General features: G+C 72.4%; 10 protein-coding genes. 4 read left to right on the top strand and 6 right to left on the bottom strand.

The window, feature by feature from the left end:
- Positions 1 to 109 precede the first annotated feature (109 nt).
- The 3 genes from ACFWBN_RS15770 to ACFWBN_RS15780 all read right to left on the bottom strand — a co-directional run bounded on the left by ACFWBN_RS15770 (position 110) and on the right by ACFWBN_RS15780 (position 7,223).
- Complete coding sequence (locus tag ACFWBN_RS15770; protein ID WP_385176760.1) at positions 110 to 2,746, bottom strand: protein kinase; 2,637 nt, start codon at positions 2,744 to 2,746, stop codon at positions 110 to 112.
- A gap of 79 nt (positions 2,747 to 2,825) precedes the next feature.
- Positions 2,826 to 5,339 carry a protein kinase gene (locus ACFWBN_RS15775; RefSeq protein ID WP_385176763.1) on the bottom strand — a complete coding sequence of 838 codons (2,514 nt, stop codon included), beginning with the start codon at positions 5,337 to 5,339 and terminating at the stop codon, positions 2,826 to 2,828.
- Positions 5,340 to 5,516: 177 nt separating this feature from the next.
- Positions 5,517 to 7,223 (bottom strand): glycerol-3-phosphate dehydrogenase/oxidase, encoded by a 1,707-nt coding sequence (locus ACFWBN_RS15780; protein WP_385176766.1) that lies wholly within the window; start codon positions 7,221 to 7,223, stop codon positions 5,517 to 5,519.
- A 237-nt stretch (positions 7,224 to 7,460) separates the two neighbouring features.
- Here ACFWBN_RS15780 and ACFWBN_RS15785 point away from each other — a divergent pair, with 237 nt between their 5' ends.
- The 4 genes from ACFWBN_RS15785 to ACFWBN_RS15800 all read left to right on the top strand — a co-directional run bounded on the left by ACFWBN_RS15785 (position 7,461) and on the right by ACFWBN_RS15800 (position 12,119).
- Positions 7,461 to 8,690, top strand: coding sequence for a nucleotide sugar dehydrogenase (locus tag ACFWBN_RS15785; protein ID WP_385176770.1), 1,230 nt, complete (start codon positions 7,461 to 7,463; stop codon positions 8,688 to 8,690).
- A gap of 139 nt (positions 8,691 to 8,829) precedes the next feature.
- A complete protein-coding gene (locus tag ACFWBN_RS15790) occupies positions 8,830 to 9,303 on the top strand; it encodes a hypothetical protein (protein WP_385176773.1) in 474 nt (157 codons plus the stop codon).
- A 104-nt stretch (positions 9,304 to 9,407) separates the two neighbouring features.
- Positions 9,408 to 10,376, top strand: a complete 969-nt coding sequence (locus tag ACFWBN_RS15795; RefSeq protein ID WP_385176776.1) for a hypothetical protein — start codon at positions 9,408 to 9,410, stop codon at positions 10,374 to 10,376.
- 6 nt (positions 10,377 to 10,382) lie between these two features.
- Positions 10,383 to 12,119, top strand: coding sequence for a M16 family metallopeptidase (locus ACFWBN_RS15800; protein ID WP_385176779.1), 1,737 nt, complete (start codon positions 10,383 to 10,385; stop codon positions 12,117 to 12,119).
- A gap of 77 nt (positions 12,120 to 12,196) precedes the next feature.
- Here ACFWBN_RS15800 and ACFWBN_RS15805 read toward each other — a convergent pair whose 3' ends face one another.
- The 3 genes from ACFWBN_RS15805 to ACFWBN_RS15815 form a co-directional block, all read right to left on the bottom strand.
- Positions 12,197 to 13,321 carry a GuaB3 family IMP dehydrogenase-related protein gene (locus ACFWBN_RS15805; protein WP_385176782.1) on the bottom strand — a complete coding sequence of 375 codons (1,125 nt, stop codon included), beginning with the start codon at positions 13,319 to 13,321 and terminating at the stop codon, positions 12,197 to 12,199.
- 262 nt (positions 13,322 to 13,583) lie between these two features.
- A complete protein-coding gene (gene guaB, locus ACFWBN_RS15810; RefSeq protein ID WP_030230771.1) occupies positions 13,584 to 15,083 on the bottom strand; it encodes an IMP dehydrogenase in 1,500 nt (499 codons plus the stop codon).
- A 186-nt stretch (positions 15,084 to 15,269) separates the two neighbouring features.
- Complete coding sequence (locus ACFWBN_RS15815; RefSeq protein ID WP_385176787.1) at positions 15,270 to 15,899, bottom strand: sigma-70 family RNA polymerase sigma factor; 630 nt, start codon at positions 15,897 to 15,899, stop codon at positions 15,270 to 15,272.
- Positions 15,900 to 15,952: the final 53 nt, after the last annotated feature.

A 15,952-nucleotide genomic window follows, 5' to 3' on the forward strand; every position in this document is an offset into this window, starting at 1 on the left:
CTGCACTTCAGGCCAGATTACGGAGCCCACGGGCGCTCCAGGAACCGCCCGGCCGCGTTAAGCCCGCACTGTGACGCAATCGCCGTACTGATCGCCCGTCAGGAGGGCTTCACCCGCCCGACTTGTAACTCGCCGTGGCCTTTTCGAAGACATCGGTGACCTTGCCCTGCTCGTCCTCGGGCCCGGTCACCATGACGACGTGGTAGCTGCCGCCCAGCGCGACGACGAAGTTGCGGGCGAAGACGTTGCGGCCGGTGCCGTCGATCCACGTGTACCGGCCCGTGGCCCGCAGCTGCTGGCCCACCTTGGTGGTCTTCACATCACCCACGGTCGACCAGGTGGACGTCCGGTACGGGGTCAGCTCCGGTTCCTTGTCCTTCTGGTACGCCGCCGGATCCGGATTGCCCTGGACCTTGTCACGTCCGGGGACGACCGTCAGCACGAACTGCCCGTCGGTGTAACGCACCTGACCGGACTCGTTGATTCCGCGGCGCTCCCAGCCCTCGGGGACGGCGATCTCGAAGTGCTCCGGGTCCTGCTGGGTGGTGTAGCCGGGCGGGGCGGTGGCGGCGGGTGCGGTCGTCTGCGGCGCCGGATTGGACTCGGGGGTTCCGGCGGGAGTCTGGGAGGGCGTCGGCTTCGGCGGCGACTGGGCGCTACCGCCAGGGGTCTTCTTCGGTTCCTCCGGGGCGGCGGAACGGGGCATGAACAGCAGGGCGTACGCCACCGCTCCGGCGAGGAGGACCAGGATGCCGACGAGCAGGGTCCGGCCGAGGGCGCGGGGCTTGCGGGGGGCCGCGGGATTGCGGTGCCGCCCGTGGAGGTCGCCGCGGCGGCGTACGACGGGCAGCCGCGCGGGGTCGGGCTCGGGCAGCGGCGCCGCCTCCGGCTCGGGGGCGGACCGTACGAGCGACCGCAGCCAGCCGCGGAGCTCCTCGAAGTCGGGCCGCTCGGTCGGATCCTGACGCAGCAGCGACTCCACAACGGGCCGCAGCGCGCCGCACTCCTCCGCGAAGGCGGGCGGCTCGGCACACACCATCTCAACGAGCTCGGCCACGGACTCCTCGGGGTACGGGGCGTGCCCCTGCACGGCGCGGTACAGCAGCGCGCCGAGCGCCCACAGATCGGTGGCGGGCCCGACGGGAGCCGTCAGCTGCCAGGGCCCGGATACGCTCCGGGCCTGCTCGGGAGCCCACCGCTCGGTGACGGCCCCGACCACGGCCATCCGCGTCTGCCGCGCCCGCTCGGCACCCAACGCACTGGCCTGCCTGGGCGCATAGGCCCCACTGCCCGACACCGGCAGCTCATCGGCTTGCCGATACCCCTGCGGCAACGCCAACTGCGCGGGCAGCGCGGGCCGGGGCTCCGCGTGCGGCTCGCGCTCCGCCGGGGCCGGGTGTGTGCCGGGGTGCCCCCGCAGGGCGCCGAACGCAACAAGGCTGTCACTCTCCGACCCCTGGCCACGTTCGGTGCCCGAGGAGGTACCCCGGCGCGCGCCCGGCCCCGGCCCCCCCGGGCCGCCCGCGGGCCTCGGCTCCAACTCGGGCCAAGAACCCGGCTGCGGCTGGGCCGGCTGTTCCGGGTCGGCATCCGACGCCGGAAGGGCCGGCCGGCGCGGGGTGGCGCCGTGCCAGGGGGCGGGGGTGTCGCTCTCCGGGTTGCCGTACGGATACGAGTACCCCTGCGGAAGCGTCGACCCCGCGGGCCTCGGCTCCGGCACCACGATGGGATCGGATCCGGACCTGCGCTGCTCGGTGACCTTGGCGGCCGCCGCCCGGGCCCCGGCCCGGTACGCGGCGATGGCCCCGGCCCGCGCGGCGGCGTCGGGATCGGGCCGTTCCGGGACGATGTGATCGTTGTACCGAGGCCCGGTGTCGTACCCCGGAGCCACCAGGGGCGCGTAGGAGGGCGCCCCCTCGGGCGACGCAAAGCCGCCCCACGACTCGGAGCCCGCCTCAGGCACAGGGCCCGAGCCGGAACCGCCCCACGACTCGGAGCCCACCTCAGGCACAGGAGCCGAGCCCAAACCGACCCGCGACTCGGAGCCCACCTCAGGCACAGAGCCCGAGCCCGATCCGCCCCACCCCGACTCCGCCGAGCCCGCCGCAGGCGAAGAGGCAGGCGCAGGACCCGGATCACCCCACCCCCCATCCCCGCCGGAGGCGTCCCTCCCCGGGATCGGGTCGTAGCCGCACAAGGCCTCCTCCGCCGCGCCGGCCGCGAGGCCCGTCAGCACGACGCGCCCGTCCTCGCACACCAGCACCGTCCGCACCGTGATGTTCCGGTGCGTCCACCCGTGCGCGTGCAGCACCCGCAGCGCGGTCAGCACGTCCGAGGCCACTTCCGCCGCCCGGTACGGGCTCAACGGCTCGTCGGCGATCAGCGCGGCCAGCGGCCTCGCCGGGACCAGTTCGCTCACTATCCACAGCGAACCGCCCTCGGCGAACACGTCGAAGACCTGGTCCAGCCGCGGATGGTCGGGGATGGCGGCCGCCGCCTGCGCCGCCTCGATGGCACGCCGTACGGCCGGCAGGTCCGCCGGGTCGCGGCGCCCCGCCGCCGGCAGGGCCCGCGGGCCGTCGACCAGCTCCGCGTCCACGACCTCCGGCAACGGCACCTGCCGTACCAGGACTTCCTGCCCGCTCCGCGTGTCGAAGGCGCGGGTCTCGATCAGCTCGTACTCGTCCGACGGCGGCAGCGGCAGGCGGTACCGGTGGGCCAGGATCCGGCCCGCGTACTCCTCCACATCGCCTCCCCCGAGTGCTGGGGGCACCCCCGTGGCCCCGCTGACACGATACGTCGCCAGGGCCGCCCGCGTCCCGAGGTCAGCCGAGCGGCTGGAACGTCTCGAAGGCGGTGGTACGCATCTGCGTGCACTCGGGGCCGTCCCACTGGTCGGCGGGGCAGCTGATCATGATGGCGTAGCCGTGCGTCGCGTCCATCTTGAAGCCGCGGTTGAGGACGCGGACCCGGACGCCGTTGTGGTCGCGCTCGAACTCCCAGTCGGCGACGGTCGGGTAGTTCCGGTAGCTCGCCAGGTCGATCCTGAGCAGCTTGTAGTTCGTGCTGCTCGACGCCGTACCGGGGGCCAGTTCGAGCCAGGCCTTGCGCGCGTCGTCGCCCGGGCTGCCGTTGTAGTCGACCTGGATCCGCGGGAAGCCGCCGTCGCGGCTGTATATCCCGCCCGATTTCTTGCCCGCTATGCCCGTCAGGTGGAAGCCCTCGGGCATCGCCATCGAGAAGTGGAAACCAGGGTCCGTCACCAGGGCGTATCCGGCCGGGAGTCCGCTGCCCGAGCCGCCGGGCGAAGCGCCCTGCCCCTGGCTCGCGGTGCCGCCGCCACTGGCGTTGGACGGCGTCTGCTGTCCCTGGCCGGCGCCCGGGTCGCCCGCCTTCGGCGAGGACTGCGGCGAGGACGGGGGGTTGCTCGGCTGGGTGCCGCCCGGGGACTGGCTCGCGGACACGCCCGGGGTGGGCTTGCCGCCGCCGTTCTTGCCCTCGTCCTTGCGTCCGCCGTTGTCGTCGCCACTGACCGCGTAGGCGATCAGCGAGCCGACCGCCGCCAGCACCACGACCACGGCGGCTATCGCGAGCGCGATGGTCCGGCGCGGCATGACGTCGGTCAGCGGAGCGGCCACCGGGGCGGCCTTGGGCTTGGCGGCCGGCGCGGCCGGCGCCTCCGCTGCCGAGGCGGCCTTCGTGGCCGCGGCGCCCGCCGCCGCCTTGCGGGCCGACTTCAGTGCGGCGCGGGCGCGTTCGCGCTGCTCGCGCTCCCGCCGCTCGCGTTCCTTCTTCGCCGCCTTCTCCGCGGCCTTCTCCGCGGCGGCCTTGTCCGCGGCCTCCTTGGCGTCCGCGAGCGAGATCTGCCGGGTCGCCTCGGCGGCCGGAGCCGGCTCGGGAGCCGGTACGGGCTCGGGCGCGTTGAGGACGGCGGTGAGCATCGCCCGCGCGCGGTCGTCGTCGAGGCGGTGGGCCGGGTCCTTGGCGAGGAGGCCGTAGATGACCTCGGTCAGCGGACCGGCGTTCTTGGGCGGGTCCACCGGCTCGGTCATCACAGCGGTGAGGGTGGCGAGCGCGGAGCCCTTGTCGTACGGGGGCACGCCCTCGACGGCGGCGTACAGCAGACCGCCGAGCGACCACATGTCCGCGGGCGGGCCGGGCTTGTAACCGCGGGCGCGCTCGGGGGAGATGTAGGAGGGGGCGCCGACGAGCATGCCGGTGGAGGTGACGGAGGGGTCGCCCTCGACCTGGGCGATGCCGAAGTCGGTGAGGACGACCCGGCCGCTGGCGGCGATGAGCACGTTGGACGGCTTGACGTCGCGGTGCAGGATGCCCTGGCCGTGCGCGGCGCGCAGGACGTCGAGCACCGCGAGGCCGACCTCGGCGGCGCGGTGGGGGGTGAGGGGGCCGTTCTCCCGTATGAAGTCGGCGAGCGAAGGCCCCTCGATGAGCTCCATGACGATCCACGGCCGGCCGTCCTCGTCAACGACGTCGTAGACGGTGACGGCACCTCCGCTCCGGATCCGGGCAATGGCCTTGGCCTCGCGGAGGGTACGGGTGATGAGCCGGCGCTTCTCGTCCTCGTCGACCCCGGTGCTGAACCGGAGCTCCTTGACGGCGACGGTCCGCCCCAGGGTCTCGTCCTCGGCCCGCCAGACGGTCCCCATCCCGCCCTTGCCGAGCACGGCCCCCAGCCGGTACCGCCCGGCCAGCAACCGCCCAAGATCCTTGGCCGCGGCCGGCTTCGCCTGCTCGGCCACAGCCGACTTCGCAGGCGCAGCCCCAGCCTTGGCCAGACCCGTCTTCCCAGCCGCAGCCTTCCCGTCCTCGCCCTTGGTCGGCTTCACAGGCGCAGCCTTGGCCTTGGCAAGGCCAGCCTCCGCAGCCGCGGGCGCCGACTTCACATCCTCGGCCTCAGCGGGCACAGCCCCAGGCTTCGCCGCAGCCGACACGGCAGGCTCGGACTTCGCATCCTCAGGCTCGACAGGCGCAACCCCCGGCTTCCCGGCCCCAGGCTTCGCCGCAGGCGACCGGGCAGGCTCGGGCTTCGCGTCCTCAGGCTCAGCAGGCACAGCCCCAGGCTTCGCCGCAGGCGACCCGGCAGGCGCAACCCCCGCCTCCGACCCAGGCTCCGCCGCAGGCGACCGGGCAGGCTCGGGCTTCGCGTCCTCAGGCTCAGCGGGCACAGCCCCAGGCTTCGCCGTAGGCGACCCGGCAGGCGCAGCCCCCGACTCCGACCCAGGCTTCGCCGCAGGCGACCCGGCAAGGTCAGGCTCCGCGGCCGCCGGCACTGGCTCCACACCGTCTGGCTGCGCCGCAGGCGTCTCCGGCTTCGACATGCGTCCCCTCTGCGATCGTGCCGCTGCTCCGCCTGCCCCAGCGGCCGAGCGACCCGGCGGCCGTACGACCCGGCGGCCGGGGTCCGCGGTAACCCGCCCCGGCAGAAACCTCATTGTTCCTCACTCCGCAACGGACGGGCGCCCCGGGTCCGCGGTTCCCCCTTCCGCATCCCGGAGTTACAACGGAACGATGTCGGGCGCCCCCAGCCGCGCCGCGTCCGCCGTCTGGTCATCCGGCTGGCGCTGCGATTCCCGCTCCGCCTGAACCCGCTTCTCGTAGTGCTCCACTTCCTTCTCGATCTGCTGCTTGTCCCACCCCAGCACCGGCGCCAGCAGCTCCGCGCATTCCCGCGCCGACCGCGTCCCCCGGTCGAAGGTCTCGATCGAGATCCGCGTCCGCCGCGTCAGCACGTCGTCCAGGTGCCGCGCCCCCTCGTGCGAGGCGGCGTACACGATCTCCGCCCGCAGGTAGTCCTCCGCCCCGGTCACCGGATCGGCCAGCCCCGGATCGGCGGCGATCAGGTCCAGCAGTTCCTCCGTCAGCGACCCGTACCGGTTCAACAGGTGCTCCACACGGACCACGTGAAGGCCCGTCCGGGCCGCGATCCTGGCCCGCCCGTTCCACAGCGCCCGGTACCCCTCCGCGCCCACCAGCGGCACGTCCTCGGTCACGCACTCCGCCACCCGCTGGTCCAGCCCGTGCACCGCCTCGTCGACCGCGTCCTTCGCCATGACCCGGTACGTCGTGTACTTGCCGCCCGCGACCACCACCAGCCCCGGCACCGGGTGCGCCACCGTGTGCTCGCGCGACAGCTTGCTCGTCGCGTCCGACTCCCCGGCCAGCAGCGGCCGCAGCCCCGCGTACACCCCCTGTACGTCATCGCGCGTCAGCGGCACCGCCAGCACCGAGTTCACGTGCTCCAGCAGGTAGTCGATGTCCGCGCTCGACGCCGCCGGGTGCGCCTTGTCCAGGTCCCAGTCGGTGTCCGTGGTCCCCACGATCCAGTGCCGCCCCCACGGGATGACGAACAGCACCGACTTCTCGGTCCGCAGGATCAGCCCGGTGCTCGAATGGATCCGGTCCTTCGGCACGACCAGGTGAATGCCCTTCGACGCCCGTACGTGGAACTGCCCGCGCTCCCCGATCAGCGCCTGCGTGTCGTCCGTCCACACCCCGGTCGCGTTCACGACCTGCTTCGCGCGGATCTCGTACTCCCCGCCGCCCTCGACGTCCTGCACCCGCGCGCCGACCACCCGTTCGCCCTCGCGCAGAAAACCGATCACCCTCGCCCGGTTGGCGCAATGCGCCCCGTACGCCGCGGCCGTCCGCACCAGGGTGGCCACGTACCGCGCGTCGTCCATCTGGGCGTCGTAGTACTGCAGGGCTCCGACCAGCGCGTCCTTGCGCAGGGCCGGCGCCACCCGCAGCGCGCGCTTGCGCGACAGGTGCCGGTGCACCGGCAGCCCCCGCCCGTGCCCGCTGGAGATCGACATCGCGTCGTACAGGGCGACGCCCGAGCCCGCGTACAGCCGCTCCCAGCCCTTGTGCTGCAAGGGGTAGAGGAAGGGCACCGGCTTCACCAGGTGCGGGGCGAGGCGCTCCAGCAGCAGCCCGCGCTCCTTCAGCGCCTCCCGTACGAGGGCGAAGTCGAGCATCTCCAGGTACCTGAGCCCGCCGTGGATGAGCTTGCTCGACCTGCTCGACGTGCCGGACGCCCAGTCGCGCGCCTCCACCAGCCCCGTCGACAGGCCTCTGGTCACCGCGTCGAGTGCGGTGCCCGCGCCGACCACGCCCGCGCCCACCACCAGCAGGTCCAATTCCCGCTCGGCCATCCGGGCGAGGGCCTCGGCGCGCTGTGCCGGCCCCAGTGTCGCTGTCCTCACGGCTGCCTCCCGTAGATGCGGGTGATCCCGCTCACATCCCCCGTTTTCATGATTCTGACCGCCCGCGCCCACATCAGCCACCGCCTGTGGACAACACAAGGGTGGCCACCACTCCAGAATGCGGCATATCTGTCATATATACGCCTAACCTGACATTGCGCCAGCTTCTCGGGGCTCCCCCTGTCCACAGGGCTTGCGCGCGCATCCCCCTCATGTCAGGGAAGGGACGGCACCCCCATGCCCGCAGACCTCGCCGTCATCGGACTCGGCCATCTCGGCCTCCCCCTCGCCCAGGCGGCCGTCGCCGCCGGGATCGAGACGGTCGGCTACGACAGCGGTCCGGTCACGGACTCCACCCTCACCGCCGCCGAGATCCGCCGCATGTCGGCGGCCGGCTTCCGGGTCACCACCAACCCCGCCGAGCTCGGCCGGGTCCGCACCGCCGTCATCTGCGCCCCCACCCAGCTCGGCGCCGATCGCGCACTCGACCTCTCCGCCGTCGGCGAGGCCGGCCGCGCGCTCGCGGCCCGCCTCCGCCCGCACACCACCGTGATCCTCGAATCCGCCGCCCACCCGGGCGTCACCGAGGACTACCTCCGCCCCATCCTCGAAGAGGGCTCGGGACTCCGGGCGGGCCGGGACTTCCACTTGGCCTACTCCCCCAGCCGCCTCGACCCCGGCAACCGCACCCACGGCATCTCCAACACCCCCAAGGTGATCGGCGGCCTCACCCCCGCCTGCACGGAGTCCGCGCACGCCTTCTACGCCCGCCTCACCGAGAAGGTGGTCCGCGCCCGCGGCCTGCGCGAGGCCGAGACCGTACAGCTGCTCGAAACGAACTACCGGCACGTCAACATCGCCCTCATGAACGAGATGGCGGTGCTCTGCCACGACCTCGGCGTGGACCTCTGGGACGTCATCCGCTGCGCCGAGACCAAGCCGTACGGCTTCCAGGCCTTCCGCCCCGGCCCGGGCGTCGGCGGCCACGGCGTCCCCCTCGACCCGAACTACCTCCCCCACACCACCCGCACGCCCGGCCACCCCCTGCGCATGGTGGGCCTGGCGCAGGAGATCAACGACCGGATGCCCCAGTACGTCATCCAGCGCTCCGCCACCCTGCTGAACGAGCACGGCAAATCCGCGCGCGGCGCCCGCGTCCTGCTCCTCGGCGTCACCTACAAGCCCGACCTCGCCGACCAGGAGGGCTCCCCGGCCCGCGAGATCGCCAGTCGCCTCCTCGACCTGGGCGCACTGATCAGCTACCACGACCCGTTCATCGCGGGCTGGCGGGTCAGGGACCAGCCGGTGCCCCGCGCCGAATCGTTGTACGAGGCCGCCGCCAACGCCGACCTGACGATCCTGCTCCAGCACCACCGCACCTACGACCTGCAAGGACTCGCCGTCAAAGCCCAGTTGCTCCTCGACACCCGCGGCGCCAGCCCGGTGGGCGCGGCCCACCGCCTCTGACCTCCCCCAGCCCCTCCGCCACCCAGCGAAAATTCCCCCTCACGGATGTCGTGGACGCCTGCTAGCCTGCGGCGTCACTTATCCCGCACTTACGTCCTACGGACATGCGTGCGCCCAAAATCCCTGGGGGGGATTTCCCATGAGCCAGAACTTCCAGCCGCCCGCGCCCGACTCCTTCACCGAGGCCCCGGCCGCCCCGGCTCCGGCCCGCACCGGCAACATCGGCCTCGGCATCGCCGCCGCCGTCGTCGCGGCCCTGGTCATCGGCGCCATCTACGGCGCGATCATCGGCGCGACCAACTACCAGATCGGCTACGCCGCGGTGGCCGTGGGCGCAGTGGTCGGCCTCGCCGCGGGCAAGCTCGGCGGCCGGAACCCCCTCCTGCCGGTCCTCAGCGCCCTCCTCTCCCTGGCGGCCGTCCTCGGCGGACAGATGTTCGGGCTGGCCATGCTCATCGCGGAGGAGTACAGCATCTCCACCACGGACGTACTGGACTCCGGCGTCGCCAAGCTGTTCGACGCTTGGAAGGAGACCTCCAGCCCGATGACGTTCCTCTTCCTCGCGATCGGGGCCTACGCCTCCTTCCAGACGGCCCGCAAGACCGCGGCCTGAGCCTGCCCCCCACGCCCGCAGGGGCTCTGAGCAGGCACGCTCATGATCAGAAGTCGACCGAAATCCCTTGTCGACGACAGGGACCCCGGTCATATGATCCGCGCGTGCCCGCTCACCCCCCGCTCGGTCGGCCCGTCTTCGAACCCGCCGACCGCATCCCCGACCTCGCCGCCCTGCGCGACTCCGTCCAGCGGCGCGACTGGGATGCCGTCGCCGCCTCCTTCGAGGCTCTCGCCGACGAGGACGACCGGGCCGTCGCCTGCCGGGTCGTCGCCGAGAAGCGCAGCTGCGAGGGGTTCCTGCAGCAGGTCGCGCAGGCCAGGCCCCGCGACCCGCTGGTCCGGAGCCTGCTCGCCGACCGGCTGATCCAGATCGGCTGGGGCATCCGTTCCGCCTACCGGGCCCAGCACGTGTCGCAGCAGCAGTTCCAGGACTTCCACGCCTACCTGCGCCGCGCCGAACTCCTGCTCATCGACGTCTGCGCCGAGTATCCCGCGTACGCGCTCGCCTGGTACCTGCGCACCATCACCTCGCGCGGCCTCGAACTCGGACTGGGCGAGACCCGCCGCCGTTACGACCGGCTCGCCGAGCACCACCCGCACCACTACTCCGGCCAGCAGCAGCTGCTCCAGCAGCTCTGCCCGAAGTGGGGCGGCACCTGGGAGGCCGCCCACGGCTTCGCCGAGGAGTGCGCGAAGGCCTCACCCCCCGGCAGCCCGAACGGGGCGCTGGTCGCCATCGCACAGGTGGAGCAGTACCTGGAGCTGGCGGAGAAGGGCGGCACCCGCCCCGCAGAGACGTATCTGCGCGAGCCGGAGAACCACGCCCGCCTCCGCGAGGCCGCCGAGCACTCCGTCTTCCACCCCGATTTCCGCGCCGACTCCTTCATGGCCGTCTCCGCGCACAGCGCGTTCGCCGCCGCGCATTGCGCCGCCGGCCGGCACGCCGAAGCGGCACCGCACTTCCGCGCGCTGGGCGACCGCGCCGACGCGTTCCTCTGGGGCTACATCGGCAGCGGCCGCCCCGAGACGGAATTCGTCCAGCACCGCAAGACCGCGCTGAGGAAGGGCTGAGACCCCATGGAATCCGTCACCGACACCACCCCGGACGCGGACGGCATCACCACCACCTCCGTCGACGGCATCCGCACCGTCCTCGCCCCGCGCTCCGGCCCGGTCACCGCGGGCCTGCTCTTCCGCGTGGGCCGCGCCGACGAAACCCTCGCCACCAGCGGTGTCACCCACCTCGTGGAACACCTCGCGCTGCATCAGCACGGCCTGAGCGACCTGCACTACAACGGCGCGACCGCCGCCACGTACACGCACTTCCACGTCACGGGCACTCCCGCCGACGTGGTCGAGTACCTCAACGGCGTCTGCGCCGCCCTCCGCGACCTGCCCATAGAACGGCTGGAGACCGAAAAGGAGATCCTGCGCACCGAAGCCGCGGGCAAGAGCCGCGGCCCGGGCCACGCCTCCACCATGTGGCGCTACGGCTCCCGCTCGTACGGTCTCCTCGGCTATGAAGAGGCAGGCCTGCACCACCTCACGGCCGACCAGGTCCGCGCGTGGGCGCAGACCCGGTTCACGGCCGAGAACGCCGTCCTGTGGATCACCGGCGATGCCGTCCCCAAGGGCCTCGACCTCGCGCTGCCGACCGGCGAGTGGCATCCGGCCCCGGCGGCCACCTCCGCGCTGCCCGTCACCCCCGCCTACTTCCAGGGCGACGAGGGCGGCGTCGTCCTGACCTCCGTCGTGCCTCGCTCCACCGAGGCACGCCTGTTCGCCGACGTCCTGGGCAAGGAGCTGTTCCGCGAGCTGCGCCAGAAGGGCGGCTACTCCTACACCGCGACCGCCGACTACTCCTTGCGGGACACAGACTCCGCGACCGTCACCGCGTTGGCCGACGCCCTCCCGCAGAGGCAGGACGCGCTCGTCGGGGCCTTCGTGGACGTCATCGCGAAGCTCCGGGCGGGCCGGATCGAGCAGGCCGACCTGGACGCCGTACGGACCTCCGCGCTGGCGCAGTTCGACACACCGGAGCTCGCCTCCCACATGCTCCCCGGGCACGCCATGAACCTGCTGCTGCGCCACCGCAACCTCACCGTCGCCGAGGCGAAGGCCGAGATCGAGGCGGTCACCGTCCCGGACCTGCACCGGGTCGCCAAAGCCGTGTGGGCCGACGCCCTGATGCAGGTGCCCGGCCGGGGCGTGGACTGGGCGGGGCTCACGGCCGCACCCGCCGACTCCCCGGACATCGTCAGCGGACGGCGCTATTCGTCCCTGGAGGACGGGAACGTCGCGCTGCTCGTCGCGAACGACGGCGTCAGCCTGGTCACCCCGGCAGGCCAGGTCACCGTCCGCTACGCCGAGTGCTCCCTCATGCGGGTCTACCCGGACGGCGGCCGCCACCTCGTCGGCAACGACGGCTTCACCCTCACCGTGGAACCGACCCTGCACGGCATCACCGCCGCCCAGCTCGCACCGATGGACGCTGCCGTCCCGCCCTCCTCCGTGATCCGTATGCCGCCGCGCGACCCGGCTCGGATCCCGCAACCGGACCGGGCGAAGGCCGTTCCGCGGGCGACCGGGCAGCAGCCGCGCAGCACCAACATCAGCGTTCTGCTCTGGCTCTTCGGCGCGCTCTCGTTCCTCATGACGGGGTTCACCGGCCTGGTCCTGCTGGCCGAGACCGACACGGAGCTCTCACCGGAAGGGCCCGACTGGACCGGGCTGGGCATCTTCTGCTTCTTCACCCTCGTGTGCCTGGGCCCGTTCCTCGGGCTGCTGCGCCACCGCCGGAGCGGCAAGGGCTGAGGCCTCCGCACACGCCGAAGGGCCGGCTCCCGGTCAGGGGGAGCCGGCCCTTCGGGCGACCGTGCGGTCTGGCGGGATCAGCGGCTGTGCTGCGAGTCCGCGATCGTGACCTCGACCCGCTGGAACTCCTTGAGCTCGCTGTAGCCGGTGGTGGCCATCGAGCGGCGCAGGGCGCCGAAGATGTTCATCGAGCCGTCCGGGCTGTGCGACGGGCCGGTGAGGATCTCCTCGGTGGTGCCGACCGTGCCGAGGTTGACCTTCTTGCCGCGCGGCACGTCCTCGTGGACGGCCTCCATGCCCCAGTGGTTGCCCTTGCCGGGCGCGTCGGTGGCGCGGGCCAGCGGGGAGCCCATCATCACGGCGTCGGCGCCGCAGGCGACGGCCTTCGGGATGTCGCCGGACCAGCCCACGCCGCCGTCGGCGATGACGTGCACGTAGCGGCCGCCGGACTCGTCCATGTAGTCGCGGCGGGCCGCGGCCACGTCCGCGACGGCGGTCGCCATCGGGACCTGGATGCCGAGCACGTTGCGCGTGGTGTGCGCGGCGCCGCCGCCGAAGCCGACGAGGACACCGGCCGCGCCGGTGCGCATCAGGTGCAGGGCCGCCGTGTAGGTGGCGCAGCCGCCCACGATGACCGGGACGTCGAGCTCGTAGATGAACTGCTTCAGGTTCAGCGGCTCGGCGGCGCCGGAGACGTGCTCCGCCGACACGGTGGTGCCGCGGATCACGAAGATGTCCACGCCCGCGTCCACGACGACCTTGGAGAACTCGGCGGTGCGCTGCGGGGAGAGCGCGGCGGCGGTGACGACGCCCGAGTCGCGCACCTCCTTGATCCGCTGACGGATCAGGTCCGCCTGGATCGGTGCGGAGTAGATCTCCTGGAGACGGCGGGTGGCGGACTCCTCGTCCAGCTCCGCGATCTCGTCGAGCAGCGGCTGCGGGTCCTCGTAGCGGGTCCACAGGCCTTCGAGGTTCAGCACGCCGAGGCCGCCGAGCTCGCCGATGCGGATCGCGGTCTGCGGGGAGACGACCGAGTCCATGGGAGCGGCCAGGAAGGGGAGCTCGAAGCGGTACGCGTCGATCTGCCAGGCGATCGAGACCTCCTTCGGGTCCCGGGTACGCCGGCTCGGGACGATGGCGATGTCGTCGAACGCGTACGCCCTGCGGCCGCGCTTGCCGCGCCCGATCTCGATCTCAGTCACGTGTGGTGGCCTTTCCTCTGGGTCTGCCCGTCCAGTATCCCCGAACGCCGGGCGCCCGCGTCCCGGTGACCGCTGTACGGACGCCACTACCCAGCCCCGCCACCTCCCAACGCCGCCACCACCCAGCCCCGCCTGGGGGTCCCCCCGGACGGAGTCTGGGGGAGTTTGAGGCGCGGGGGCTCGGGGGGGGGGCGGAGCCCCCGCAACGGCGAGGGGCGGGCCCGGTTGCTCCGGACCCGCCCCATGCGCTCGGCTCTGGCCGCTACCCCTTACGGGAGTAGTTCGGCGCCTCGACCGTCATCTGGATGTCGTGCGGGTGGCTCTCCTTGAGCCCCGCCGAGGTGATCCGGACGAACCGGCCCCGGTCCTGCAGCTCGGGCACCGTACGGCCGCCGACGTAGAACATCGACTGCCGCAGACCGCCGACGAGCTGGTGCACGACCGCCGAGAGCGGGCCGCGGTAGGGCACCTGGCCCTCGATGCCCTCGGGGATGAGCTTGTCGTCGCCGCCCACGCCCTCCTGGAAGTAGCGGTCCTTGGAGAAGGACTTCTGCTCGCCGCGGGACTGCATCGCACCGAGCGAACCCATGCCGCGGTACGACTTGAACTGCTTGCCGTTGATGAAGAGCAGCTCGCCCGGGGACTCCTCGCAGCCCGCGAGCAGCGAGCCGAGCATCACCGTGTCGGCGCCCGCGACCAGGGCCTTCGCGATGTCGCCGGAGTACTGCAGGCCGCCGTCGCCGATGACCGGGACGCCCGCGGCCTTGGCGGCCAGCGAGGCCTCGTAGATCGCGGTGACCTGCGGGACGCCGATGCCGGCGACGACGCGGGTGGTGCAGATGGAGCCGGGGCCGACGCCGACCTTGATGCCGTCGCAGCCGGCGTCGATCAGCGCCTGGGCGCCGTCGCGGGTGGCGACGTTGCCGCCGATGACGTCCACGCCGGAGTTCGACTTGATCTTCGCGACCATGTCGCCGACCAGGCGGGAGTGGCCGTGGGCGGTGTCGACGACGATGAAGTCGGCGCCCGCCTCGATCAGGGCCTGGGCGCGCTCGTACGCGTCACCGGCGACACCGACGGCCGCGCCGACGAGCAGCCGGCCGTCCTTGTCCTTGGCGGCGTTCGGGTACTTCTCGGCCTTGACGAAGTCCTTGACCGTGATGAGGCCCTTGAGGATGCCCGCCTCGTCGACCAGCGGAAGCTTCTCGATCTTGTGGCGGCGCAGCAGCTCCATGGCGTCCACGCCGGAGATGCCGACCTTGCCCGTGACCAGCGGCATCGGGGTCATGACCTCGCGCACCTGGCGGCTGCGGTCCGACTCGAAGGCCATGTCGCGGTTGGTGACGATGCCGAGCAGCTTGCCGGCCGGGTCGGTGACCGGGACGCCGGAGATGCGGAACTTCGCGCACAGCTCGTCGGCCTCGCGCAGCGTCGCGTCCGGGTGCACCGTGATCGGGTCGGTGACCATGCCGGACTCGGAGCGCTTGACCAGGTCGACCTGGTTGGCCTGGTCGACGATCGACAGGTTGCGGTGCAGAACGCCGACGCCGCCCTGGCGGGCCATCGCGATGGCCATGCGGGCCTCGGTGACCTTGTCCATGGCGGCGGAAAGCAGCGGAACGTTCACACGGACGTTGCGCGAGATGAGGGAAGAGGTGTCGATCGCATCGGGTGACATGTCCGACGCGCCCGGCAGCAGCAGCACGTCGTCGTAGGTCAGTCCGAGCGTGGCGAATTTGTCGGGCACTCCGTCGGCGGTCATGACACCTTCCCAATGGTCTTGCTCAGCGCGGATGTCCATGCTAACGGGATCCCGACGCGTCTCATTCCACGACCAAGGTCAAGGAGAAGTTTCGTAGTTTCCTACGGAGATTCTTACGGGGAATTCCTCCTGGAGGCCCTGCCCGCAATCCCGCACCACGCAATCCCGTACCCCTGCCGGGACGCCCTACTGCTCGGCGAGCGCCCGCAGCCGGCTGAGCGCGCGGTGCTGGGCCACCCGCACCGCTCCGGGGGACATCCCGAGCATCTGCCCGGTCTCCTCGGCGGTCAGCCCGACGGCCACCCGCAGGACGAGGAGCTCGCGCTGGTTCTCCGGAAGGTTGGCCAGCAGCTTCTTGGCCCAGGCGGCGTCGCTGCTCAGCAGCGCCCGCTCCTCCGGACCCAGCGAGTCGTCGGGCCGCTCCGGCATCTCGTCGGACGGCACGGCCGTACTGCCCGGGTGCCGCATGGCGGCCCGCTGCAGGTCGGCGACCTTGTGGGCGGCGATGGCGAAGACGAAGGCCTCGAAGGGCCGCCCGGTGTCCCGGTAGCGCGGCAGCGCCATCAGGACGGCGACGCAGACTTCCTGCGCCAGGTCCTCCACGAAGTGGCGGGCGTCACCCGGGAGCCGCGAGAGCCGGGTGCGGCAGTAGCGGATCGCGAGCGGGTGAACGAAGGCGAGCAGGTCGTGCGTGGCCTGCTCGTCGCCCTCCACCGCCCGGCGTACGAGCGCGCTGACGCCCGCGGCACTACCGCCTCTGGCGGCGCCGGTCGGGCCCGTGGCCGCGGGGGACCCCGGGGCTTCGTCGTCGCGCATCAATCCATGGTGCCTTGGCGCCGGAGGTTCCGCGGCACCGCGGCCGTTTTCGT

Source organism: Streptomyces sp. NPDC059989 (genome assembly GCF_042736975.1).
Classification (GTDB): Bacteria; Actinomycetota; Actinomycetes; order Streptomycetales; family Streptomycetaceae; genus Streptomyces.

What these genes read in the sequence shown, in the direction of transcription:
- ACFWBN_RS15775 (WP_385176763.1), bottom strand. Translation starts at nt 5,339, where the DNA reads ATGTCGAAGCCGGAGACGCCTGCGGCGCAGCCAGACGGTGTGGAGCCA.
- ACFWBN_RS15785 (WP_385176770.1), top strand. Translation starts at nt 7,461, where the DNA reads ATGCCCGCAGACCTCGCCGTCATCGGACTCGGCCATCTCGGCCTCCCC.
- ACFWBN_RS15790 (WP_385176773.1), top strand. Translation starts at nt 8,830, where the DNA reads ATGAGCCAGAACTTCCAGCCGCCCGCGCCCGACTCCTTCACCGAGGCC.
- ACFWBN_RS15800 (WP_385176779.1), top strand. Translation starts at nt 10,383, where the DNA reads ATGGAATCCGTCACCGACACCACCCCGGACGCGGACGGCATCACCACC.
- guaB (WP_030230771.1), bottom strand. Translation starts at nt 15,083, where the DNA reads ATGACCGCCGACGGAGTGCCCGACAAATTCGCCACGCTCGGACTGACC.
- ACFWBN_RS15815 (WP_385176787.1), bottom strand. Translation starts at nt 15,899, where the DNA reads ATGCGCGACGACGAAGCCCCGGGGTCCCCCGCGGCCACGGGCCCGACC.